We start from the raw sequence: 23,949 nt of genomic DNA on the forward strand, positions 1-23,949 counted from the left end.
ATATTTTTTATTATCATCTAAATTCTATGTTCTCAATTCTTATTCATTGATAAGAGGCTTGCCCTTATAATAATCTACCAACTTGCTTTTCAATAAGTACATCAATCGCTTTTGAAGCAAATTGGCCTTGGACTCCAACAGCGTATTCGCGCTTGTCTGTACATCCAGCGTACTCATCAAGCCTTCCTCGTACTTCCGTAGGGTCACACGATAAGCCAACTCATCCGATCTCACCTTCTTATCCATCTGTATGGCCTCTTTAGCGTATCCCTCACGATCCAGGACCGATTGCTCTACCGCTGTCTGCAACTGGCGAAAGACCTCTGTTCTTGTCTCCCGCGCGATCCGCATATTGTTACGGTAACGACGAGCGTTCGTTAATCTGCTCAAACCATCGAATAAGGGGAAGCTAAGGCTAAAAGAGACATATTCACCACGGTTATTCTTAAACTGATCCTTGAAAGCTTCCGGAGAGGTCTCAGACTTCAGGTTCTCGAAATAACTCGTAGAGATTCCAGCATTCAAATAAATACTCGGCAGCAACTTTCCTTTATAAATACGATATTGGTATTTACTTTGCGTTAATTGATACTCGGCTTGCAAGGCGGTAGGGTTATTCCCGGACGCATAAGCGAAAATCTCCGCCACGTTCTCTACTTCCGGGACATAATTGATATCAGGTAATAAAGTATCCACCTCCAGTTCTAAATCAGATGGATAATTCATACATTCCCTCAAGGTAAGCAAGGCCGTATTGAAAAGATTCTGCTGGTGGGTCAATGTATAATCATCGGCCGCTACTTGAGCCTCGAATTGAGCTACATCCGCTTTCCCTTTCAAACCCAGCTCTTCTTGCCGGCGAGTCTTATATAAGGTACGGTTACTCTCCTCCAATTTCTCGGCCGCCATACGAATCGTTCCTTTATAATACACCACATCCATATAAGCCTGCATGGTTTTCATCGCTAAATCATCTTTCGCTTTCTGTATGTCATTAACTCCCATACGGCGATTGGATTTTGCCATCAACCATTGATTGATCAGCTGTCCGCCCGTAAAAATAGGAATAGAAGCGTCGAGGCCATAGTTATTATTAAACGTAGAAGTATTCTCATAGGTATTGGTCGCAGGATCGATCGAACGGCCAAAACTATATTGCGCTCCGACCTTAGCCGATGCCGCCGGGAAAAAAGAAGCTACGGCGGCATTCCGTTCCGCCTTATACGTATCTGATGTATAAACTTGCTTTTTAACCGATGGGCTGTTTTCCACGGCATAGCGCATACATTCATCCAAAGTCCAAAGTTTCTCTTGGGCCACCGTCGCCGTAGCGAAACTGAGAGAAAGAACTGTTGTAAGTAATATTTGTTTCATTGCTCTATTATTTTCTACCTAAATAATAGCAAAGAACGTGCCAAAACACATAAACAACTAAACAACAATCAGATAACAAAAAGCTATTCTTTTAGAACTGTCCAATATTTTGACAACGCTGTCTAATTGTTTGACACTATTCCCACTTTGACACGTAAGAGCGTCTCCTCTTCTCCCTAAGTAAAAAACGCTCTACTCCTATATGAATTCTTGCTCGATAGCCTATGAATTCTTATGCGCATACTGTATAATTCTACAAACCACGACGTGGTCTGTACAGATCAAGACGTGGAATATACAAATCACGACGTGGTCTATATATTCCACGGCGATAATCTGGAAATAGATGAGATAGTAATTATATTTGTATATAGTAAGAAGAATGTTTTTTACTTGAAGATACGAACAATTGTTTTGATTACAATCGTTGACTATCCTTTAGATTTAAGGGCAGGACACAAAAAAAGGGAAACAGTTGAATACCAACCATTTCCCCTTTTCTAAGTCGGGGTACCAAGATTCGAACTTGGGACCCCCTGCTCCCAAAGCAGGTGCGCTAACCGGACTGCGCTACACCCCGTTTTGCAATTCATAGTGTTTATCTCTGATTGCGGTGCAAAGGTACGCCTTTATTTTAAACTACAAAACTTTTCGGTAACTTTTTTCATGAAAAATATCATTTTCTTGTTGAGTGGATAGAATGGAACTTTGCGTCAGATAGTTCTTATCGTTGGCGTAAATAAATAAAAGGGTTCCATTCTTTATCGTATTAATAATTGGTTTACTGACAGATACAGGCAACGCAGGGCAACCAAAGCTACGTCCTAACCGACCCGAGGAAGCTACCACAGAAGGATCGGAATAAGAGGCGCCATGAATTACAATCGCCCTTTGCTTAGCCAAATCATTTATTCCTTTTTCCAATCCATTTAGGATAAGCGAATAGCCATTCCGGCCTTGGTACGTATTTTCCGTCAGATAAAATCCTAAAGAGCTTTTGTGGGAACCGTTCTCGTTCGAGAAAGAGGTCGCATAATTCCCCCCGCTATTCTTACCGTGAGAAACCAAAGAGGTGTAAAGTATTCTCTTTTGCCGTATATCCAATACAACCATACGCTCCGCCGTAGAAGGTTTAGAGAAATCGATCAATGTAAGGATATCCTTATTTTTCCGATCAATCTTCTCGGAACCTCTAAGCCCCTGCATAAACGCATCGAAACAAACCCATTGATCCAATCGCATCTCCTCATATAATTGGCGCCCCATAACCGCCACAGACGTTGATCCCGTTTCCGGAGATAGGGCACGCAAAACGCCACCGGTTGAAATTGAACCTACAGACAAGACAATAAAAAACAAATACAAGAAAATCCTTCGCATACTAAAAAACAATAACGCCGCAAAGTTATGATTTTTATTCTAATACAAAAACAATCGTCTCATTAACAGGCGCCCAATCGTAAACAAATTGCGCATGCGAAGTCGCGTTTCTCACACACATATGAGACCGGGGTGTCGTTCCCAACGAAGGACTATATTCGATCAACGATTTACGAGGAGCGTTGACCGGTACGCCATGGATATACGCCCCATTCGTAAAACGGTTGGCATAAGGAGCGAATCCGCCAGTCTCCTTGGAACCGTCTACCAAATAGATCATGCGAGACTTTTTTTCTTGGAGAACATACATTCCCAACGGGGTTTCCTGCGCATAAGGAGGACGATGCTGTCCGGTAGTCGCAGGGTTCATGCTACGAACCAACCATTTCGAGCCGACGTGCTCCAAGGTCGCGATATTCTGGTTATGACGATCCACGAAGATCGCCTTATCGAAGACTACCGTATCCCCTATTTGCTTGATATATTTCTTCGGAGCATACCACTCCTCCTCCCCATCGTACACGGTTTGTATACGAGCGAATTTAGAATCCTCATCCATCGCCTTGATACGAACCAAGCTACCGTCACGTCCATAGATCTCGGGAGTCACGGTATCAGTCAGCAAATAAAGCGGGACGGATTGATAGCGTTCTACACCAAGCGTATCGGAAACCCTCTTATAGGCATCTCTCTTGAAGACTTTTACAAGAGGAGCCTCTCCATTCCTGTTTTTATAGTTCTGCAAGATCGCCCATTGAGACGGCTCCCTTTGGATCGACTCCAATAAGGATAATCTTTCTTTCATTTTCTCCCACTGGAACTCCCGTGTCGTATCTTTATAGGGGTAAGTATCTTCTAAAGTATGCTTATCGTAAAGCAGCTCTTTCTCTATTTCGATACGGGGAGGCAAAGTCTCCACGATCACAGCGGAATCCTTCGATATAGAATCCACAGGAGTTAAGACCTCGGTTTGAGCAGGCTCGGTCCTCGGCGTACAATAACTTAGCGTACAAAGGCTCGATATCAAAAGTATAAAAACTGTTCTCGTCATCATTATTACCCGGGATTTATTTGAATATCGTAAATATACGATTTTTTCCAAATAACAGGTAATCTTATCATCTTGTTTACAAAGTAACCGCGCCAAATGACAGAGCTATCCTATATTCATCCTATAATCCATTTACTGCCCGGTATTAATGAGATAATCTTTGTCGTCACATAACAGCAGATAAATGTACTTACCGCAATGCATGGTATGGCGGCGACAGTAGGCAAGGCTAAGTCGTGCTTAAACACCGTTACCCACAATCCGAGCCAAAATATATGCATAAGGTACATACCGTAGCTGAGTTTAGACATCTCTGTTATGAGTCGTGGAGATTTCGAATTGCCTATGCAAGTAAAAGCGAGGAACGTACCCGCCGTAAGAAGCACACAATTGATCGTACAGAAAGCCCATCCGATCTCTATCTCAGGTGTGACAAGAGTTACTCCGGGTATCGCTTGGACATAGAAGGAATAAATCGTCAGCAAGGCACCGACGACCATCGAGGCGATTCCGATAACCAGACGTTTAGAACGGTTCCATGTAAGATGGACATGTATATAATGTGCCAGTACGAGGTATCCTAAATAACCGGAGAAGTACCACAGTATATGGTATTCGTTCCAAAAACATTGTCCCCACACCTCGCCGAAGCAACGATTGAGATAGGGCATACAGGTCGACAACAGAAACAAGCCGATGAAAAAACGCTCTTCTTTCGCCGTGGCTTTATTCAACCATGGCGATATTACGGGTATAAATAAATAGAGGCTGATCAAAGGGTACATGAACCACAAATGTCCGGCCTGTGAAGGAAAGTTCAAGAATATTCTCGATATATCTTTCAATGATGTCTCGGCATCTATCTGCCCCCACAGCAAGGGTAAAGTGCTGTATAGTATCATAAATATGAAAAACGGCGGTAAGATGCGGATACAACGCTGACGGTAGAATTGCCAAGAGGTCAGCCCTGCCTTCATCGGCGCAAGAAGAAAGGCGGAGACAATTATAAACAATGGCACCGCCATGCGTGAGAAACCATCGTATACGGCTACCCACAACCGATCAGCCTCATTGGCCAGATAAGATTGCGGTCCCACCATATCCGTGGAGCCCTCAGCTCCATAAAAGTTTTCACTGGCGTGGACAACCATGACAAGGAAGCACGCGAACACACGCACGTAATCCAAAAAAACTATACGCTTCATTTTTTGTTTTAGTATTATTATTCGTTAGATGATTTCAAGTTTGTCTTTTTACGCGAAGCATGCATTCAAGAGGGATATATTTCGATGTTTTTCCTGATACTGCTTTATGGCGCACAAAGGTAAAAAAAGTCGGAAAGAATATATACCTTTGTCATATTATAAATGAAATCTAAAATAAAAACATATGAGATCTATTAATGGCGCGGTTTTACGTAGCGCATTTGCGATGGTATTAGGGTTTGTTTTGGTATTATGGCCGGAAGCAGCCATAACCTATCTGGTTATCACGATCGGTATACTATTTATTTTACCGGGGTTATTCGCTATCCTCAGCTATTTCACCCGACCGAAGAACGAGAACGGGGAGAAACCGATGTTTCCTATCGAGGCAGCGGGAAGCGTACTGTTCGGAGCGTGGTTGGTGATCATGCCCGAGTTCTTCGTGAATATATTAATGTACGTACTCGGAGCCTTATTGGTAATTGCCGGTGTACAGCAATTGGTTTCATTGATATCCGCAAGGAAATGGAGCAATGTACCGTTGGGGTTCTACCTGATGCCGGCTTTGATCTTGATAACCGGAGTAATGATTCTTGCCTACCCGTTCGGGGCGGCGGCAAATACATTCGTAATCTTCGGTGTAGCCAGCATTTTCTACGGGGCTTGTGAGTTGATCAACTGGTATAAGTTCCGCAAGCGTATAGAAAATACCGGATTATGATTTCCGGTATTCCATGGGTGATATACCCATATGCTTCTTGAAAAACTTACCGAAAGTGGATTGATCGGAGAAGTGGAGTATATCCGCTACCTGCTGAACCGTGGCTTGCGGGGCCTTCAACAGCATCTTGGCCTCGACGATCAAGGCGTCGTCAATCCATTTATTCGCTGATTTACCCGTTAGCTCTTTCAAGATAAGCGAAAGATACTGTGGGGTAATAAATAATTTCTCGGCATAGAAAGTAACGACGTGCTGCTCCTTGCAATGCTCGAAAAGCAATTGCAGGAACTGCTCGAAAAGCTCCTCCTTCCGGGAGAGTGTAGGTGCCGTCATCAGCTCCTTCTTACCCATAAAGATATTAGCCAACTCGATAAAGAAACCGACTAAGGCGTTTTGGAGAGCCTCCTTCTGGAAAAAATGGGTACGCAGCTTCATCTTTTCCCGTAAGATTGAGAATTGGCCGGATATATGCTCAGTCTCCTCGGCACTCATCGCAGCACATGGATTCTTACGGATCTGCATATAATGCACCATAGAGTTCTTTTTCCCTGCCGGGGTAGTATATCCATCCAGAAAAGATCTGGACACGATCAACAAACGCCCTCTCAAATCTTTGCTCACTTTCGATACCTGTATGATATGAGTCGGCATCAAGGTTATAAACGTATTCTTCTCTATCTTATATGGAATATAGTCTACCGAGATATCGGCAGTACCTTCCTGTACCAAGATCATCAACAAAGCATTTAAACGCATCGGGGTGGAATGCTCCAGCCTTTTTTCCTCGTAATTAATCAAATCTCCATTCAGATCCGCTATCGATAAATCATCTTGAAAGTTGTCGCTGGACTCAATTCCCTTGATTAACTCAGTGACTTCAATTAAAGGTAAATTTTTCATATCTATCTGTAGATTTTTATTATCACCTCGGACAAAGATAGAAATAAAAAGCCAAAGACCACCCACTATTTCGTTTTTAACCAATTTTCATCCAAAATTGAACGAATAACAAGAATTTTTGACAATATCCTGTTTCATTCCATACCAATACCGTAACAGTATAAACCTTTCTGGTTTTCTAAATATATCAGACCTTTGCGAATAGATTCGACGGGAATATCCGGTCATTGGTCGATTCCAACGGACGAGTCAGCGCTTTTTACTTGTATACGGAGATTGCCCCGGCTACTTTTGACGTAACAAAAAAGAATATGATAAAAGAACAGATTATTAATACGGCGTTCGATCTTTTTTCTCAATATGGCATCAAGAGTGTGAGTATGGATGATGTAGCGAAAGCGGCTGGCATCTCCAAGCGTACACTTTACGAGTCGTTCGAGGACAAGGAAACCTTGCTGATCGAGGGGATCGATCACAATTCCGAATCGCTCGGACAATATCTGACGGGACTGGAAAAAGAACCTTTCAATGCCTTGGAAGTAATCCTGCTCTTCTATGAGGAGATGATGAAAAACCCGAGATGGTTCAACGAGAAGTTTTACGAGGACTTGAAGAAATATCCGAAAGCCCAACAAAAAATAGAGATGAATAAAGCGAGAATGGGTAAGAGGTGTATGGACTTGTTCACACGGGGCGTTAAAGAGGGCGTGTTCCAAGAGGGGATCAACTTCGAGATCATGGCCTTACTGGTGAAAGAGCAGACGAAGATGTTGCGGCCTTCCAATGTCTTCTGCAAGCATTCCATCACCGAGGTATACAACACGATCCTCCTCACATTCCTGAAAGGGATCAGTACCGAGAAGGGAAGAGCGATCCTAGACCGATTCGATCTCAAACAATCCTATGATTTATAGCGAACACTTAATGAGTTTAATCACAGACAAAATCTATCCTAAATGAAACGATTATTGATGAGTAGAAAAATGATGTTGGTCACATTTATGGTATTGCCTTTTCTGGCGGCGAGACCGGTTCTGGCTCAAGACACCCTGAAACTGGATCTTGGGAAAGCGCTAGAGATCGCCCTTAGCGAGAACCCGACCGTAAAAGTTGCCGATAAAGAAATACAGAAGAAAAAGTACGCACGTAAAGGCTCGTACGCTTCTCTATTTCCGCAGATCAGTTTTGCGGGGGACTACAACCGTACCTTGAAGAAACAGGTGATGTATATGGATTTCGACATGGGTGACATGGGAGGCGGCAGCTTGCCCGAAGGCACGGACATGTCGAGTATGGACGAGGGCTTCGAGGTAGGACGTAGCAACAACTGGAGCTTGGGCTTCAACGCTTCCATGCCACTGGTGAACGCCTCCTTATGGAAAAGCTTGAGTATCTCGGCCTTAGACGTGGAATTGGCGGTGGAGCAAGCTCGCTCTTCTAAAATAGCGATGGTGAACCAAGTGAAAAAGAGCTTTTACGCCGTCCTTCTGGCAAGCGACTCTTACCGGGTATTCAAGCAAAGTTACGACAATGCCATGGAGAATTATCTGGATATCAAACGGAAGTATGAACAGGGAACCGTAGCTGAATACGATTTGATACGTGCCGATGTGACGGTAAAGAATACAGAGCCTAATCTGTTGCAGGCAGAGAACTCCCTTACCTTGGCTAAATGGCAGTTAAAAGCGTTATTGGGTATGGATCTGGATTTAAATATCGATTGCGACGGGCAACTGACGGATTTCAAGTCCAGCCTCTTCGCCGACTATCTATCCACGGATACAACCTTATCCGAGAATACCGACTTGAAACAATTAGACCTTCAGGCGGAACAGCTAAAAAAGACGCTGGTCATGCAGAAATTCGATTATCTGCCGACCTTGTCGCTGACCGGTCTATATCAATGGAGTGCCATGAACAATGACTTCAAGTTCAAGAATTACAGATGGAACCCCTATTCGATGATCGGTATCACGTTATCGGTTCCTATCTTCTCCGGAGGTAGTAAATTTTATAAGGTAAAGCAGACGAAAGTCTCCATCGACCAATTAAACCTGCAACGGGACGATACCAAGCGTAATTTGCAGTTGGTCGTTAAACAGTACATAGATAATATGAATACCTGTATCAAGAAGTTCGACGCCGCCCAAAAGGGAGTCGAGCAAGCGGAACGGGGATATATGATCTCGCAAAAACGGTACGACACCGGAGCCGGTACATGGCTGGAGATGAACGATGCCGAACTTGCCTTGACGCAGGCCCGGTTGAACTTCAACCAATCTATCTACGACTATATGGTAGCGAAGGCAGATCTGGAGAAAGTATTGGGTAACGGACAGATGAATTGAAAATTAAAAATTGAAAGTTTAATAGATAATAATTAGGAACAATTATATGAAGACAAGTCAAATGCTGAAAGTAATACCGATAGCTACATTGGCCCTGCTGATGTCTTGCTCGGGTAATAAGAGTGAGGAAGCCACGGAAACACAGAATGAGAAAGTAAAGGTGAAAGTGGAGACGGTCTCTGTTCAAGACGTGGAGCAACTCAGTGAATTTACCGCTACGGTGGAAGCGAATATCAAAAATAATATCGCTCCCCAAACCCCATTCCGTATCGAGAAAATCTTCGCCGAGGTAGGCGACCATGTAAAAGCCGGGCAGTTATTGGCCAAGATGGACGCTACAAGCCTAAAGCAAGCGAAGATACAATTGGATAACCAAGAGATCGAGTTCAAACGTATCGACGAGTTGTATAAGGTAGGCGGTGCTTCCAAATCCGCTTGGGATGCCCAAAAGACTTCCTTGGAAGTGGCTCGCGAGACGTATAAAAACTTGGTGGAGAACACCCAATTGCTAAGCCCGATCAGCGGAGTCGTAACCGCCCGCAACTACGATAGCGGCGATATGTACAGCGGCGGAAACCCCATCTATACGGTAGAGGAAATCCGTCCGGTCAAATTAATGGTGAATGTCTCCGAGAGTCTTTTTACGAAAGTGAAGAAAGGCCATGAGGTAGACATCCGGCTGGATGTGTACGGAGACGAGGTTTTCAAGGGTAAAGTCAACTTAGTTTACCCGACGATCGATCCCGCTACCCGCACGTTCCCCGTGGAGATCAAGATCGCCAACTCGGATGAGCGAGTGCGACCGGGTATGTTCGCCCGGGTGACGATGAGTTTCGGCCATATGGATCACGTGGTGGCTCCGGATCGCTCTATCGTAAAACAATCAGGTGCCGGCGACCGGTATATCTATGTATGCAAAGACGGCAAGGTATCCTACCAGAAGGTGGAGCTAGGACGCCGTATGGGTGATAAATATGAGATCATATCCGGAGTGGAGGATGGCGACCAAGTGGTTATCACCGGGCAAAGCCGCCTGACGAACGGTATGGAAGTTGAAATCGAAAACGAATAACAGACTATGAGTTTATATGGAACAGCGGTAAGAAAGCCCGTATCGACCGCCCTTGTATTTGTGGCGATCGTGATCTTCGGACTTTTTTCCTTAAGCAGGTTATCAGTGGACTTGCTTCCGGAGATAGAGACGAACACCATCATGGTGATGACGGCCTATCCCGGCGCCAGCGCTTCGGATATCGAGATGAATGTTTCGAAGCCCTTGGAAAACGTGTTGAATAGCGTAAGCGACTTGAAGCATATCACGTCGCAATCCCGTGAGAATATATCGATCGTAACGTTGGAATTTAATTATGGCATCGATATCGATGTCGCCACGAACGATGTCCGCGACAAACTGGACATGGTGGAGTCTTCCCTACCCGATGACGTAGAGAATCCGATCATTTTCAAGTTCGGTACGGACGATATTCCCATCTTGATCCTCTCCGTAACCGCGGAGGAGAGCACGAACGCTCTTTACAAGATCTTGGACGATAAGGTATCCAACCCATTGGCCCGTATCAGTGGCGTGGGTGCCGTGTCTATCTCCGGTACGCCGATCCGTGAGTTGCAAGTGTATTGCGACCCGTACAAGTTGGAGGCTTACGGCCAGACCATCGAAGGTATCTCTACCATCATCGCGCAAGAGAACCGGAATACACCGGGAGGTAGCGTAGATATCGGCTCTAATACCTACTCCTTGCGTGTTCAAGGAGAATTCACGGACGCTAAGCAGATGCTAGACCTAGTGATCGGTAGCCAGAACGGAAAGAACGTATATCTGCGTGACGTGGCCCGTGTAGAGGACAGTATCGAGGAACGTGCGCAAGAAACGTTTAACAACGGCACGAAAGGTGGTATGATCGTCATACAGAAACAGTCCGGAGCGAACTCGGTGAACATCGCCAAGAAGGTACACCAGAAACTTCCGGAGATACAGGCTAGTTTACCCTCAGACGTGAAGCTGGACGTAATCATGGATACTTCCACGAATATCTTGAATACGATCGATAGCTTGAAAGAGACGATCATGATTACCTTTATCATCGTTATGTTGGTGGTATTCGTGTTCTTGGGACGTTGGAGGGCCACGTTTATCATTATCTTAACCATCCCGATCTCCTTGATCGCTTCTTTCGCTTATTTGCTGGCCTCGGGTAATACGTTAAACATTATCTCGTTGAGCTCACTTTCTATCGCTATCGGCATGGTGGTGGACGACGCTATCGTGGTATTGGAGAACGTAACGACCCATATCGAGCGGGGTAGCCAGCCGAAACAGGCCGCCGTACACGCCACGAACGAGGTGGCTATCTCGGTTATCGCCTCCACCCTTACGATGTTGGCGGTGTTCTTGCCGTTGACGATGGTTACGGGTATGGCGGGTATCTTATTTAAGCAGTTGGGATGGATCGTTAGTATCATCATGATCGTTTCTACGGTAGGCGCCTTGACATTGACCCCGATGCTTTGCTCACAGTTATTACGCCAGCAACCGGAGAAGGGTAAATTGTACCGGATGTTCTTCACGCCTATCGAAAAGGGATTGAACGCCTTGGATCGCGGTTACGGACGCTTCTTGAACTGGGCCGTACGCCACCGGAAAACGGTGATCGTAGGCGCTACGCTGATCTTCATCGGCAGTATGATGCTGATACCGGTCATCAAGACGGAATTTTTCCCGACGCAAGATAACGCACGCATCGGTATAACGATTGAGTTGCCGATCGGTACACGGCAGGATATTACCCGTGAGTTAGCTCTCGACATCGACAAGAAGTTCCGTGAGAAATATCCGGAGATACTGATCAGTAACTTCACGGAAGGTACGGCGGATACGGATAATACCTTCGCACAGCTAAGCAATAACGGTACGCATATTATCGAGTTCAATATAAACCTGACTAGCGTGGGCGACCGTGAGAGAGGTCTTACCGAGATTTGCGAGTTGATGCGGCAGGACTTAGCCCAATACAGCGAGATCAAGAAATTCGAGGTACTCGCCGGAGGGCAGGAAGGTTCTATGGGTGGAGAGACCTCGGTTAACATCGAGATCTATGGTTTTGATTTCGCCCAGACGGATGCCGTGGCGAATGAGATCGCCCGTCGTATGAGAAATGTAAAAGGATGCTCGCAAGTAAATATCAGCCGTGAGGATTATATCCCGGAATACCAGATCGACTTCGACCGAGAGAAACTGGCCATCAACGGGCTGAACGTAACAACCGCCTCCATGTATCTCCGAAACCGTGTAAATGGTTCCACCGCTTCAAAATATCGTGAGGATGGAGATGAGTATGATATCAAGGTACGTTACGCCCCAGAGTTCCGTGAGTCCGTAGAGGATCTTGAGAATATTTTGATCTATAACAATGAAGGCAAAGGCATCCGCATCCGTGATTTAGGCAAGGTAGTGGAACGTATGACTCCCCCGACCATCGAGCGTAAAGACCGTGAGCGTGTGATCACCGTATCTGCCGTAGCGGGTAAGGGAGCGGCATTGAGCGACTTGGTTGCCGCCGCCCGGAACGAGTTGAAACAAATGGATATCCCATCCGACGTAAGTTGGCAGTTGGGTGGAACATTCGAAGATCAGCAGGATACATTTACCGATTTGGGTATCTTGATGGTATTGATCATCATCTTGGTATTCATCGTGATGGCTGCCCAGTTCGAGTCGTTGGTAGACCCGTTCGTGATCATGTTCTCTATCCCGTTCGCCTTTACAGGTATCGTATTGGGATTGGCGGTCACGCAGACACCATTGGGCGTTATGGCTTTGATCGGCGTGATCATGTTGATGGGTATCGTGGTTAAGAACGGTATCGTGCTGATCGACTATACGATCTTATGCCGGGAGCGTGGCATGGGTATTATCACGTCGGTAGTGACTGCCGGTAAATCCCGTCTCCGTCCGGTATTGATGACAACGTTGACGACCGTTTTGGGTATGATCCCGATGGCGGTGGGAACCGGCGAGGGTTCCGAGATGTGGCGCTCGATGGGTATGACTGTGGCTTGGGGTCTTTCCGTATCCACCTTGATTACCTTGATTATTGTTCCGACGGTCTATGCCGTATTCGCTGCCAACGGCGTAAAACGAAGACGCCGCAAAATAAGGAAGGCATTACGAAATAATTAATTATCTTTGCGTACCATAGGGAAGCCGAGGCCAAGCAAACCTCGATGGGCATTGTTAGGTCATAACAATGCCCATTGTAAGGTGCTTACGATGCCCATTATAAGCAGGCTTGAATGCCCATCGTAAGAAAAGCTTCCCTACGGATATGCGATCTCATAAAAAACAACTATATGAAAGCGATATTTATATCTTTCAATCAAGCGTATTACGAAGCTATCGTCAGTATCATGGACCGTAATAACCTTAAAGGTTTTACCTATTGGGATGTCGTGCAAGGACGGGGAAGTAAAACAGGCGAGCCACATTACGGCAATCACGCTTGGCCTACCTTGAATTCAGCTATCCTTACGATGGTAGAAGACGAGAAGGTCGATCATTTTCTGGAAATCCTACACAACTTAGACAAGGAAACGGAAGCGCAAGGGCTTCGGGCCTTCGTCTGGAATATAGAGAAAACCATCTAACTTAATTTTTCGAAACAACTACATTAATCTATTGATATGGACAAATCAATCCTGTTTACACCCGGTAAGATCGGTCCGCTAACACTTAGGAACCGCACGATCCGGGCCGCCGCATTCGAGAGTATGTGCCCGGGAAACGCTCCCTCGGAGCAGTTATTCAACTATCACACATCCGTAGCCGCCGGAGGGATCGGCATGACGAACATAGCTTATGCCGCCGTGACGCAAAGCGGCTTGTCGTTCGAGCGTCAGCTGTGGATGCGTCCGGATATTATTCCCGGCCTCCGCAAGCTCACCGACGCTATCCATAAAGAGGGAGCCGCCGCTTCCATCCAGTTAGGCCATTGTGGTAATATGTCGCATAAGCGGATTTGCGGATGCACGCCTATTTCAGCGTCCAGCGGTTTCAACCTCTACTCTCCCACGATCGTACGAGGTATGAAACAATCCGAGATCGCTTCCATGGCTCGTGCCTACGGTGAGGCCGTACGATTGGCACGTGAGGCAGGTATGGACGCTGTCGAGATCCATGCCGGGCATGGTTATCTGATCAGCCAATTCCTTTCCCCGTACACCAACCACCGGAAAGACGAATATGGAGGAAGCCTTGAGAACCGTATGCGCTTCATGAGAATGTGTATGGAAGAGGTGATGAAAGCAGCAGGTTCCGACATGGCCGTAACCGTAAAGACCAATATGCGGGACGGGTTCAAGGGAGGACTTGAAATAGACGAATGCCTAGAAGTAGCCCGTACACTCCAAGACCAATGCGGAGCGCATGCCTTAGTACTAAGCGGCGGATTCGTGAGCCGTGCCCCCATGTATGTAATGCGGGGAGAAATGCCGATCCGTACGATGGCGTATTATATGCCTCGGGGCTATCTACCGATTGGAATCCGCATGGTAGGTAAATATATGATTCCCTCGGAACCGTTTAAGGAGGCTTACTTCCTTGAAGATGCGTTGAAATTCCGCAAAGCCTTACATTTACCTCTTATTTACGTAGGAGGATTGGTCTCCAGAGACAAGATCGAGGAGGTACTGAACGACGGGTTCGAGTTTGTGGCCATGGCACGTGCCTTGGTGAACGAGCCGGGCTTCGTCAACCGTATGAAAGAAGACGAGCACGCCCGTTGCGATTGTGGGCATAGCAACTATTGTATCGCCCGTATGTATAGCGAGGATATGGTCTGTCATAAGAACGTGAAAGGTCTTCCGGAATGTATCGTACGTGAAATCAAAAGGCTTGAATATAAATAATGGAAAAGAAATGGGCTTTAGTCACGGGGGCCAGCTCCGGAATAGGTCTCGCCTATGCCGAGGAACTAGCCTCACGAGGCTATCAGTTAGTGATCGTCAGCAATGAGGAGCAGGCGATCCGGGAGAAAGGTGAGTTTCTCTCCGAGAAATATGGTATAGAAGTTTTGCCGCTTTATCGTGACCTTGCGATCCCGGGGGCGGCCAAGGAACTGTATGATGCTTGTCAAGAGAAAAACATCCCTGTAGATGTATTGGTCAATAACGCCGGTATGTTTTTTTTCAGCGAGACCCTACAAGCTAAGGCTAACACTGTCGAGAAAATGCTTTACCTCCACGTGACCACTCCTACCCAGCTTTGTTATTATTTCGGGCAGGAGATGAAGAAACGGCGTCATGGATATATCCTCAATATGTCATCCCTATCTTGTTGGCTACCTTATCCGGGAATTACGCTCTACGCTTCCACCAAGCGATACTTGAAAAGCTTCTCCCGGGGCTTGCGTTCAGAGTTACAGGATTATGGGGTAAGCGTAACCGTACTTTGTCCCGGCGCCGTCGCCACGAATTTATATAACCTAAGCGACAACTTAAAGGCTTTAGCGATCCGCCTAGGTATCATGATGCGCCCGGAAAAACTGGCTAAAAAAGGGATTAACGCCTTGTTCCACCACCGGGCTTCTCTATTACCGGGCCTTTTCAACAAAATATGCACACCCCTCGTAATGCTCCTCCCCCACGGCCTTGTCCGCTGGATCATGCGAACCACGAAATTAGTGAAGCTAGATCGATAATCCGATAAATAACATACGAAATATTTGTCACATCAAACAAAAATCGTATCTTTGCACCGCTTTTTAGCCCCGTACCGTGTGATGGGAAATTAGGAAGCAAAATAACTAATTTTGAGTAACACAAAAATTAAAGAAAATGAAGACATTTGAGTTAGAAGGAAAAGGAAGAGAGATCGTCGCTCGTTCCGCTGATCAGAAAAGAGCCTTGAAGGCAATGCGTAAGAACAATGAAATTCCCGCTGTATTATACGGTGGCGAAAAGATAATTCACTTCACGGTTACAAAAGAAGCCGTTCGTAAGTTGGTTTACACTCCGGAGATTTTCGTTGTTGAGTTAAGCATTGACGGTAACAAGACCATGGCAATCGTTAAGGACATGCAGTTCCAACCCGTGACTGACGAGATCCTTCACATGGACTTCTTGGAAGTATCTAAGGACAAAGCCGTTGTAATGGAAGTTCCGGTTGTTTTGGAAGGTCACGCAGAAGGTGTTAAAGCCGGTGGTAAGTTATCTCTTCAAATGAGAAAACTGAAAGTGAAAGCTATATACGATCAAATCCCTGAAAAGTTGACGATTAATGTGGATCACCTTGGCTTAGGTAAGACTATGCAGGTAGGTGCTTTGCACTTCGAAGGTCTTGAATTGATGAACGCTAAGAACGCTGTTGTTTGCGCCGTTCAATTGACTCGTGCCGCTCGTGGTGCTCAGGCTAAAGGATAATCTGAGGTAAAAACATTATTACAATACATGAAGGGGAGGATATTCATAGAATGTTCTTCCCTTTCTTTTATAGATTCGAGGATAATGAAATATTTGATAACAGGACTTGGTAATATCGGTTCCGAATATTGGGGAACCCGTCATAATATAGGTTTCCGGGTTGTCAACCATCTGGTAGAGAGCGTAGGAGGCAATTTCACTGAGGAGCGATACGGGGCAATCGCACGCATACGGGTGAAAAACTGTGACTTGATCGTGCTAAAGCCGAATACTTTTATGAACCTCAGCGGCAACGCCGTTCGGTACTGGTTACAAAAAGAGAACATTCCCGTGGAAAATCTATTGATTGTCGTAGATGATCTGGCATTGCCATTCGGAACCTTACGTCTGAAACCAAAGGGTAGCGACGCCGGGCATAACGGGTTGAAGAATATCGCCCAGTTATTGAATACGCAGGAATATTCCCGCCTTCGTTTCGGCATAGGCAGCGATTTCCCACGGGGCGGACAGATCGATTACGTGCTAGGGAAATTTCCCCCGGAGGAATTGCAATTGATGCCAGAGATATTGGATCGTGCGACAGAGATCATCAAGAGCTTCTGCCTCGCCGGCATCCAGATTACGATGAATCAATTTAATAATAAATAAAAGAGACTGAAAATACAGATATGAACGAGGTACGTATCGATAAATGGATGTGGGCGACCCGTATCTTTAAGACCCGCACGATAGCCGCGGAAGCTTGCAAGAAAGGGCGTATCATGATAGGTGGAGTAACGATCAAACCTTCCCGCATGATCAAGGTTGGCGATGTGATCCAAGTGCGTAAACCGCCGATCACCTTCTCTTTTAAGGTAATCGGATTGATCGAGAATCGTGTGGGCGCAAAGCTCGTCCCGAATTACTTGGAGAACGTGACAACCCCGGATCAGTATGAGATTCTGGAGATGAACCGTATCTCCGGTTTCGTGAACCGTGCGAAAGGTCTCGGACGTCCTACCAAGAAAGACCGTCGTGAACTGGAGCAATTCACTGAGCCGGAATTCATGGATGACGGATTCGATTTCGAGTTCGACTTTGGAGAAGAGGAAGAGTAGTAAGCATGCTGATTTCCATTCAATTACATTTACCAATATTTTCATCAAGAAGTAAAAGTATTTTCACCTAGAGGTAAAACTGTTTACATACTGATGTAACGACATTTACCTCTAGAGGAAAAAACATTTACCATTAGAGGTAAATGGCGTTACAACGGTATGTAAACGGCAATTATCCCTATTGATTCTCCTCGGAAAGCAGATTCCCCTCCTCATCCCAGCTACGCCAGACACCAGATTTCTTCCCTGCCGTATAAAACATCTCATACAACAAATTTCCCTTATCGCTCCAGATACGCCAAGGGCCGTCCTTTTGCCCTTCCTTATAAGAAGCCAGGCCGATCAGCTGGCCGTTCTCATTATATGTACGCCATTCTCCGTGAAAGATCCCATGATAATAGGAACGCACCTCGGCGATCTTGCCATCCGGATAATAGATCACATAGGTTCCCTCGGGACGGCCGTCCTTCAGGTACAGCTCCATCTTGAGCATGCCATCCTCATAGAATTCCGTATAGCGGCCCGTATACGGGGTGGTTTGTGTCTCATCGGTATAGTACTGCCCCTCGCTCAATACCAAGTCTTGCGCCTGCACGGTCAAGGAGGCCCCCGCCATAAAAGCAGAAAATAACAATAGCTTTTTATTCATGATACATTCTTATCTAAATTATATGCGAAAAGACACCGAGGGATCTTTCCGGATACCTCAGTGCCCCAAACAAATTCACAGCCTATTCAAAGTCAAGCTAAATTAATATTCAGTGTTATTCGGATCGAAGTTGGTCCAGTTAGCGGCCCAGTCATTCTTGCCATCAAAAGCTCCCTTATAAGATACCTTCTCGAAGAAAGCGTCGTTCAAAGCCGTATCAGAGAAATCCGCTCCGTCAATCTTATCCGCTACGATCGATGTATAGTCACCATCTTTAGCGATGATATCATTGCTGGAAGCGTAAGTAAGGTTGCTCAAGTCTGCTGTCTGAAAGTAATTTTGGCTAGTTTCATCCTTGAAATTCTCCCACATACCGGCGAAGATCACATTCTTAACAACCGCACCCACATTTGCGTTTTGCAGATACAAACCGTATGGCCAACCCACGAAAATCGAGTTATACACATTCAAGGAAGAGTTACGGCGGATGTGCATAGCGGCTTGGAATGATCCACCCTTAGCGCCATTAGCCGCGTCTTCCGTAACATAAAAGATATCATTTTCCGTTTTACCAGCTGATTCACCATAGAACGGACCGATCAAGGTCACGTTAGAAAAGACCGGAGTGGTAAGTGGAGTATTATTGGAACCATCAGCGTCGTTATCAGACTCGAAGCCATTGGACTTGGACGTATCAGCGTGCTTCGGGTCGCGAACGCCTAACAAGAACTGCAATTTACCTTGGAATCCATAGTCCGTATCAAACTCATCATCCCAACCTTTGTAAGCAATCAGGTGTTTTGCGTTTACCGTACCGCCAAACCACTCGAATGAGTCGTCGCCACAGAAAGAGACCTGCACGTATTCGATCGTAGTGCCACGGCCAACACCACCGCAAGTCAAACCATTGATCTCCTTATTTGGCTCCAATGGATAACCGGCGAACTCGATACGGACATATTTCACGATACCGGAGTTATCTTCCGGATCCTTTCCACCGTAGTAAGAACGAGGACCGCCCTCTATCTGAGCCTCGCCAGCCGTATTATTCACGATAGACTTGCCACAAAGAATCAAGCCACCCCAATCACCATAGGTACGAGAAGCTTTCGGTTGGTCGGAAGTGAACACGATCGGTTTCTCCGCCGTACCCTCGGCGATGAGCTTTCCGCCACGCTCGACGATCAAGGAGCCTTTAGACGATTTCTCCCCCTTGATTACCGTTCCCGGCTCGATCGTCAAGGTCACGCCATCCGTCACATATACGAAACCTCTCAACAGGTTGTTATCAGCAGCCTTCAAGGTCATATCCGAGGTAATCTCACCTTCCAATATAACATCTTGAGTTTCCTCTACAGGCGGCTCTACATTTACGAGATCATCATCGTCGCCACAAGCGGTTGTTCCAAACATCGTGGCCATACAGAAAGCGGCGGCCACACCTTTTAATAATAACTTGTTCATAAGTAAACGAATTTAGTTTATATGAGTGAATTCAAATTAAAACTTCACGGCTACACCTAGATTCACGGTCACACCCGGACGATAGCTACGGATTAATTGCTCAACCTCCCGTTTCTCTCCGGAAGCCTCTGTTAACTCTAGGAATTGTTTATATTCTACTTTTGAGTTCAATAGATCTTTTACGCCTCCCTTGACCTCCACGTATTTACCGATCTTCTTCGAGAAACTCAAGTCCAAGGAGTTACGGGGTATCTCATAGATATCGGGAATATCATCGTTCGGGTTCTGCTTCGGTACGCCTACCGTCTCAATACGCTTGCCAATCCGGTTATACAAGGCGGAGGCTGAGATTCCTGCGTTGTCATTCTGATAGAATAAGCCCGTATTGATCAAGTAAGGGGATTGCCCCTGCATCGCACGATCCCGCTCGAAAGAGCCCTCGGCGAAATACACCCTACTATGGATATAAGCCCCGTTGAATACGAAGCTCAAGCCTTTCAGACCGATAAAGTCCAGATTCTTCTTGATATCCAGCTCCACGCCGAAAGCATTCGCATGATCGGCGTTGTGGTATGTGTACTGCAATCCGGAACCCGCTTCCATATAGGTTTGCTCGATCGGATTATCGAACCGTTTGTAGAAACCGCCGATCGTCACCGTCTCACCCGGAGCCGGGTAAAATTCATAACGCAGATCCATATTATTCGCATAAGCGTTCTTCAAGTTTACGTTACCCGTGATATTCGCATCTAAGGCGAAATCATAATATACGTAAGGTACGATCTCCCGGAACTCCGCCCTATTCACGGAACGTCCATAAGCCAAGCGTACTTGGTGCTTCTCATTCAAATTATAAGCGATGTTGACGGAAGGAAAGAAATCCGTAGCGTTCTGATCCAGATGCACCGGTTTTATACCGTCCGACTCATAACCATCTAATTTCAATTGATAGTACTCCATACGTACACCTACGTTCGCATTCAGCCTCTCTCCCCAGTTCAGTTTAGCGGCTACGTAAGCGGCACCCAGCAGATTATCGGAAGTATAAGAGTCGCTCTTGTTCGTACTCTCTTTCATATAGATACGATCGGTCGATATATTTGCGTCCGAGAAGACCGAGCTGTAGTCCCATTCGGCAAAACGGTCATAACCACTTCCCAGCATATTATAGACAAAACGACGGGCATCAAAGTTACGTTTCTTAAACTCTCCATATACCCCCGTGTTCAAGACAGGGGTAAACATCTCCGAGACGGCGAACTTATGCTCGTAATTCAAGGCGGCGGAAGCGCTGTTATCTTTCAAGTCTTGATAATAACGAGTCGGGTCGGACACGTAATAACGAGAGTCACCATCCGTCGTACTCTCCAAAGATTTTACCACCTTGCGATCCGGTTCCTTGTAAGCGGCGAAAGCATAACCTAACGTCCAATCCAGTTTATTCATATCTTCTCTCAATTTATGCTCCCCGCTTAGCTGGCCGGAATAGGTAGTGCGTCCGGTATAAAGGGATTCCCATTTCCGGATATTTTGGTCGGAGTAGAAATCCGTTCCCTCTCGTTGCGATAAGGAAGAGGTTCCACGCTGGTTGAAGAAATTCCTGAACTCATATTTGCTCGTTCCCTTCATCAACGACCAGTTGAACAAGGCTCCTAGTTTTGTCGTATTCTTATATTGTACATCATCGTAGCGGTAACGGTATGAGGATTGATCCTTGGCCATGTCGTACGAGAGGTAGTTGTTGTTTTTCATCTCGTAATAATCATAGCCCGTGCTATAGTTCACACTGGTGATATTACCGATCTTCATGTCACCGATATCAAAGGTACGATTCATCGTGAACGTCAGTTTCTGTTCCGGCATCGCCGTGAAATGACACACGTTCCATCCCGTATTCACCAGCTTCGTAAACGCCGCCGCATCCGCTGCCGATATGTCGTTCAAATGAGATGGGGCGTTCGAGGGTAACACTCGGGAGCCAGCGCCAAAGCCCAGATAATCCAAGGCGGAACCTTTCGTCAGTTGGAAATCTCGGAAAGCGGAGTTTGTATTAAACCCGACTTGATAGGAGACGTTGAGCGTATTACCCTCGGGAATATTCTTTGTCAGCACCCGCACGAAACCTCCGGAGAAATCCGCAGGCAATTCCGCCGAGGGGCTCTTGTATATCATCATGTTATCGATCAAGGAAGAGGGAAGCACATCGAACGAGAAGGCACGGCTATCCGTCTCGCTGGAAGGGGTCGTGGCGTTGTTCAGCCATACATTATTATAACGTTGCGCCAGACCCCGGACCACGATGAAACGGTCGTCCACGATCGTGATCCCCGGGATACGGCGTAGTACCTCGGCGGCATCGCTATCCTGCGTCTTGCTGATTTGTTGGGCGGAAATGCCGTTCACGACCGGAAGGCTCTTGCGTACGGTATTTAATACGGCCATCTCGGTTCCCAGTTTCCGTTGGGCCACTACGACCACGTTCTGTAATTGGAGGTTAGCGTCGGAAAGCTCGATGTTCAATACCGCCTCTTGGCGTGCGACTACCGGAACATCCTTTACCGTTTGCGTTTGGTACGACACGTAAGAGGCGGCTACCGTATAAGTACCTGGTCTCACGTTCTCGATACGGAAATTACCGTCTATATCCGTGATAGCGCCAACCGTAGTCCCCTCGATCACGACCGAGGCGCCGATCAGCGGTTCTTTCATCTTTGCGTCCGTAACCGTCCCGCAGATAACCCCTGTTTGTGCCCATAGAGAGAATGACAGGAAAACTCCCACCCAGAAAAGCCCTAACCTTTTCAATCTTTTGCCCCTTAAACTCTTTCCCATTATCTTACTACTTATTATTTCATCTTTGATTTCGACGCAAAAGTACAGGGGCGGTATTTCAAAGATGTTTAGATCCGATAACAATGAAGACAACAAATGTTACATTTTTAAGACCGCAACTTTTCCTTATCGTTTGACATAGCTAACGTATTTTTACTACATTTGCACTCCTGAATGCATAAAGACATTTAATAACATGAAGAACATTAAAATTTTCCCGAAAGACTGGTTGCAGTTGCATCCCTATAAACAAAGCACTCCCGTGGATTCCTATTATACCGGAATAGCGAACCGTATCTACGATATCATGGAGAAGACCGAGTTGGTAAACTCCTTCGAGGGCGAGGAAACAAAGCAGATCTGTATCCGCATGGCCGCCTACTTCGAGGACGTGATCTCCGGCATGGGGATTTGGCGTGCCTTCATCCTTACCCATAAGGAGCTATACGGCAAATACCTCCCCTTCTACACTCCGGACGATCATTATTACGACGATGAGGTGAACCTTGAGGACGTGCGCTTCCTCCTTTGGCATTATACCCAGCAGTATCACGGCTATCGTAAAGGCACTTTCGTCAGTCCGGACAACCCTGCCAACGAATCCACCGGCATGCTTATCTACGACCTGTTCTGCAAAGAGTGGACCACGGCGCCGGAGAATACCCGCATGGCCAAGCTTTTCGCCCTTGATACCCGCTACGAGCGGCAAGAGGATTACGACCGTCTATTGCAATGGTTCCATTACGAATCCTATATCCTGCCTGAGTCGGCCCGGGAACTGAGCGACTTCGCCCACGACCGCTGGAAGGAGCAGCCCGACCTCAACCAAGAGCAGCTTAACAACCTGCTCGTCAACAGCCACGGCATGATGGCCTACACCAGCAAGACCTCCTTGCTAGGTCTGACCTCCCCGCAATGGCTGGCAAAGATATTGCCCGCCGAGCATCCCGACCATGCGGTATTTCAGAACACCGCCGACGAGTCTGTAGCCACCCTGCCCGACGATATGCTGGAGGAAAACCGCCAACAATACGAGACTTTCCGCAAAGCCGCAGGTGACAAACTGCTTCTCTATTTCGACAAGACCGAAGATGCACAAACATTTATCACGGAGACTTCCGGCCTTATCCCCGCCGAGAACTTCCATCTTCCCGAAGACTGGCAAAGCAAGAAACTGGCGATCTACGCCACGCCCGAGGAAGGCGCCCAAGTCATTACCCGTGACGTGGAGCTGATCAAGGATGAGAACAATCCCTTCTACGACGCCAACCGTGCCGCCAAGCAAGCGCTCTCTTTCTTCATCGTGAAACATTGCGGCGTTTACTTCCTGAAAGAGCTGGTAGACCGAGGCATGTTGGCCGACGCACAAACGAAAAGCCTTACCAGCCCGGAACGTGGCAAGGCGATCATACAAGATAATTGGAAATTCCTATCCCGCTATTTCATCCGAGAATATCCCGATAGATAAAACAGATAGGAAGCGACATCACAATC

At 46.5% G+C, this 23,949-nt stretch carries 20 protein-coding genes and 1 tRNA gene; 12 read left to right on the top strand and 9 right to left on the bottom strand.

Translation table 11 applies throughout. The features are described from left to right. Positions 1-39: 39 nt before the first annotated feature. The 5 genes from DWX33_RS18635 to DWX33_RS18660 form a co-directional block, all read right to left on the bottom strand. Positions 40-1,374, bottom strand: a complete 1,335-nt coding sequence (locus tag DWX33_RS18635) for a TolC family protein (RefSeq protein WP_044545482.1) — start codon at positions 1,372-1,374, stop codon at positions 40-42. Positions 1,375-1,879: 505 nt separating this feature from the next. Continuing rightward, positions 1,880-1,954, bottom strand: a tRNA-Pro gene (locus tag DWX33_RS18645). A 59-nt stretch (positions 1,955-2,013) separates the two neighbouring features. Continuing rightward, positions 2,014-2,754 (bottom strand): murein L,D-transpeptidase catalytic domain family protein, encoded by a 741-nt coding sequence (locus DWX33_RS18650; RefSeq protein WP_121961678.1) that lies wholly within the window; start codon positions 2,752-2,754, stop codon positions 2,014-2,016. 34 nt (positions 2,755-2,788) lie between these two features. Further along, the gene (locus DWX33_RS18655; RefSeq protein ID WP_009018509.1) at positions 2,789-3,808 is read right to left on the bottom strand and encodes a L,D-transpeptidase; all 1,020 of its coding nucleotides are present in this window, start codon (positions 3,806-3,808) and stop codon (positions 2,789-2,791) included. Positions 3,809-3,921: 113 nt separating this feature from the next. Further along, positions 3,922-5,010, bottom strand: coding sequence for an acyltransferase (locus tag DWX33_RS18660; RefSeq protein WP_005861985.1), 1,089 nt, complete (start codon positions 5,008-5,010; stop codon positions 3,922-3,924). A 184-nt stretch (positions 5,011-5,194) separates the two neighbouring features. Here DWX33_RS18660 and DWX33_RS18665 point away from each other — a divergent pair, with 184 nt between their 5' ends. Beyond that, positions 5,195-5,731: an HdeD family acid-resistance protein gene (locus tag DWX33_RS18665; RefSeq protein WP_005866076.1), complete on the top strand. Its 537-nt coding sequence runs from the start codon at positions 5,195-5,197 to the stop codon at positions 5,729-5,731. Here DWX33_RS18665 and DWX33_RS18670 read toward each other — a convergent pair. Then, a complete protein-coding gene (locus DWX33_RS18670; protein WP_005861981.1) occupies positions 5,726-6,631 on the bottom strand; it encodes an AraC family transcriptional regulator in 906 nt (301 codons plus the stop codon). The two genes, DWX33_RS18665 and DWX33_RS18670, sit on opposite strands and share 6 nt — an antisense overlap. 311 nt (positions 6,632-6,942) lie before the next feature. On the opposite strand from DWX33_RS18670, the gene DWX33_RS18675 reads away from it, so the two are divergent. The 10 genes from DWX33_RS18675 (at position 6,943) to DWX33_RS18720 (ending at position 17,510) form a co-directional block, all read left to right on the top strand. Further along, entirely contained in the window at positions 6,943-7,545 is a 603-nt protein-coding gene (locus tag DWX33_RS18675; RefSeq protein ID WP_005866074.1) for a TetR/AcrR family transcriptional regulator, read from the top strand. 42 nt (positions 7,546-7,587) lie between these two features. Continuing rightward, entirely contained in the window at positions 7,588-8,979 is a 1,392-nt protein-coding gene (locus DWX33_RS18680) for a TolC family protein (protein ID WP_122380839.1), read from the top strand. Between the two features lie 46 nt (positions 8,980-9,025). Continuing rightward, positions 9,026-10,051, top strand: coding sequence for an efflux RND transporter periplasmic adaptor subunit (locus tag DWX33_RS18685; RefSeq protein WP_008774010.1), 1,026 nt, complete (start codon positions 9,026-9,028; stop codon positions 10,049-10,051). 6 nt (positions 10,052-10,057) lie between these two features. Next, entirely contained in the window at positions 10,058-13,177 is a 3,120-nt protein-coding gene (locus DWX33_RS18690; RefSeq protein ID WP_005861971.1) for an efflux RND transporter permease subunit, read from the top strand. Between the two features lie 170 nt (positions 13,178-13,347). Next, positions 13,348-13,641 (top strand): PG0541 family transporter-associated protein, encoded by a 294-nt coding sequence (locus DWX33_RS18695; protein ID WP_005866064.1) that lies wholly within the window; start codon positions 13,348-13,350, stop codon positions 13,639-13,641. A 36-nt stretch (positions 13,642-13,677) separates the two neighbouring features. Next, positions 13,678-14,901 carry an NADH:flavin oxidoreductase gene (locus DWX33_RS18700; protein WP_044545947.1) on the top strand — a complete coding sequence of 408 codons (1,224 nt, stop codon included), beginning with the start codon at positions 13,678-13,680 and terminating at the stop codon, positions 14,899-14,901. Continuing rightward, entirely contained in the window at positions 14,901-15,692 is a 792-nt protein-coding gene (locus DWX33_RS18705) for an SDR family oxidoreductase (RefSeq protein ID WP_122380840.1), read from the top strand. Before DWX33_RS18700 ends, DWX33_RS18705 begins: the two co-directional genes overlap by 1 nt. A 136-nt stretch (positions 15,693-15,828) precedes the next feature. After that, a complete protein-coding gene (locus DWX33_RS18710) occupies positions 15,829-16,413 on the top strand; it encodes a 50S ribosomal protein L25/general stress protein Ctc (RefSeq protein WP_122380841.1) in 585 nt (194 codons plus the stop codon). 84 nt (positions 16,414-16,497) lie between these two features. Then, entirely contained in the window at positions 16,498-17,061 is a 564-nt protein-coding gene (gene pth / locus DWX33_RS18715; protein WP_005861960.1) for an aminoacyl-tRNA hydrolase, read from the top strand. A gap of 20 nt (positions 17,062-17,081) precedes the next feature. Then, positions 17,082-17,510, top strand: a complete 429-nt coding sequence (locus DWX33_RS18720; protein ID WP_005866061.1) for an RNA-binding S4 domain-containing protein — start codon at positions 17,082-17,084, stop codon at positions 17,508-17,510. A gap of 178 nt (positions 17,511-17,688) precedes the next feature. Here DWX33_RS18720 and DWX33_RS18725 read toward each other — a convergent pair whose 3' ends face one another. The 3 genes from DWX33_RS18725 to DWX33_RS18735 all read right to left on the bottom strand — a co-directional run bounded on the left by DWX33_RS18725 (position 17,689) and on the right by DWX33_RS18735 (position 22,455). Next, a complete protein-coding gene (locus DWX33_RS18725) occupies positions 17,689-18,159 on the bottom strand; it encodes a toxin-antitoxin system YwqK family antitoxin (RefSeq protein ID WP_122380842.1) in 471 nt (156 codons plus the stop codon). A 102-nt stretch (positions 18,160-18,261) separates the two neighbouring features. Further along, positions 18,262-19,623 (bottom strand): hypothetical protein, encoded by a 1,362-nt coding sequence (locus DWX33_RS18730; protein ID WP_005866058.1) that lies wholly within the window; start codon positions 19,621-19,623, stop codon positions 18,262-18,264. 36 nt (positions 19,624-19,659) lie between these two features. Then, on the bottom strand, positions 19,660-22,455 hold the full coding sequence (locus DWX33_RS18735) for a TonB-dependent receptor (protein ID WP_122380843.1): 2,796 nt from the start codon (positions 22,453-22,455) through the stop codon (positions 19,660-19,662). A gap of 196 nt (positions 22,456-22,651) precedes the next feature. Between DWX33_RS18735 and DWX33_RS18740 the strand changes: the two genes are divergently transcribed. Next, positions 22,652-23,923 (top strand): DUF3843 family protein, encoded by a 1,272-nt coding sequence (locus DWX33_RS18740; RefSeq protein WP_122380844.1) that lies wholly within the window; start codon positions 22,652-22,654, stop codon positions 23,921-23,923. Positions 23,924-23,949 lie beyond the last annotated feature (26 nt).

Source organism: Parabacteroides sp. AF19-14 (assembly GCF_003635485.1).
GTDB lineage: Bacteria > Bacteroidota > Bacteroidia > Bacteroidales > Tannerellaceae > Parabacteroides > Parabacteroides distasonis.

Coding starts and splice junctions, on each gene's coding strand:
- DWX33_RS18720 (WP_005866061.1), top strand. CDS start 17,082: ATGAACGAGGTACGTATCGATAAATGGATGTGGGCGACCCGTATCTTT.
- DWX33_RS18670 (WP_005861981.1), bottom strand. CDS start 6,631: ATGAAAAATTTACCTTTAATTGAAGTCACTGAGTTAATCAAGGGAATT.
- DWX33_RS18700 (WP_044545947.1), top strand. CDS start 13,678: ATGGACAAATCAATCCTGTTTACACCCGGTAAGATCGGTCCGCTAACA.
- DWX33_RS18680 (WP_122380839.1), top strand. CDS start 7,588: ATGAAACGATTATTGATGAGTAGAAAAATGATGTTGGTCACATTTATG.
- DWX33_RS18705 (WP_122380840.1), top strand. CDS start 14,901: ATGGAAAAGAAATGGGCTTTAGTCACGGGGGCCAGCTCCGGAATAGGT.
- DWX33_RS18725 (WP_122380842.1), bottom strand. CDS start 18,159: ATGAATAAAAAGCTATTGTTATTTTCTGCTTTTATGGCGGGGGCCTCC.
- DWX33_RS18675 (WP_005866074.1), top strand. CDS start 6,943: ATGATAAAAGAACAGATTATTAATACGGCGTTCGATCTTTTTTCTCAA.
- DWX33_RS18665 (WP_005866076.1), top strand. CDS start 5,195: ATGAGATCTATTAATGGCGCGGTTTTACGTAGCGCATTTGCGATGGTA.
- DWX33_RS18695 (WP_005866064.1), top strand. CDS start 13,348: ATGAAAGCGATATTTATATCTTTCAATCAAGCGTATTACGAAGCTATC.
- DWX33_RS18655 (WP_009018509.1), bottom strand. CDS start 3,808: ATGATGACGAGAACAGTTTTTATACTTTTGATATCGAGCCTTTGTACG.
- DWX33_RS18690 (WP_005861971.1), top strand. CDS start 10,058: ATGAGTTTATATGGAACAGCGGTAAGAAAGCCCGTATCGACCGCCCTT.
- DWX33_RS18660 (WP_005861985.1), bottom strand. CDS start 5,010: ATGAAGCGTATAGTTTTTTTGGATTACGTGCGTGTGTTCGCGTGCTTC.
- DWX33_RS18635 (WP_044545482.1), bottom strand. CDS start 1,374: ATGAAACAAATATTACTTACAACAGTTCTTTCTCTCAGTTTCGCTACG.
- DWX33_RS18740 (WP_122380844.1), top strand. CDS start 22,652: ATGAAGAACATTAAAATTTTCCCGAAAGACTGGTTGCAGTTGCATCCC.
- DWX33_RS18685 (WP_008774010.1), top strand. CDS start 9,026: ATGAAGACAAGTCAAATGCTGAAAGTAATACCGATAGCTACATTGGCC.
- DWX33_RS18735 (WP_122380843.1), bottom strand. CDS start 22,455: ATGGGAAAGAGTTTAAGGGGCAAAAGATTGAAAAGGTTAGGGCTTTTC.
- DWX33_RS18730 (WP_005866058.1), bottom strand. CDS start 19,623: ATGAACAAGTTATTATTAAAAGGTGTGGCCGCCGCTTTCTGTATGGCC.
- pth (WP_005861960.1), top strand. CDS start 16,498: ATGAAATATTTGATAACAGGACTTGGTAATATCGGTTCCGAATATTGG.
- DWX33_RS18650 (WP_121961678.1), bottom strand. CDS start 2,754: ATGCGAAGGATTTTCTTGTATTTGTTTTTTATTGTCTTGTCTGTAGGT.
- DWX33_RS18710 (WP_122380841.1), top strand. CDS start 15,829: ATGAAGACATTTGAGTTAGAAGGAAAAGGAAGAGAGATCGTCGCTCGT.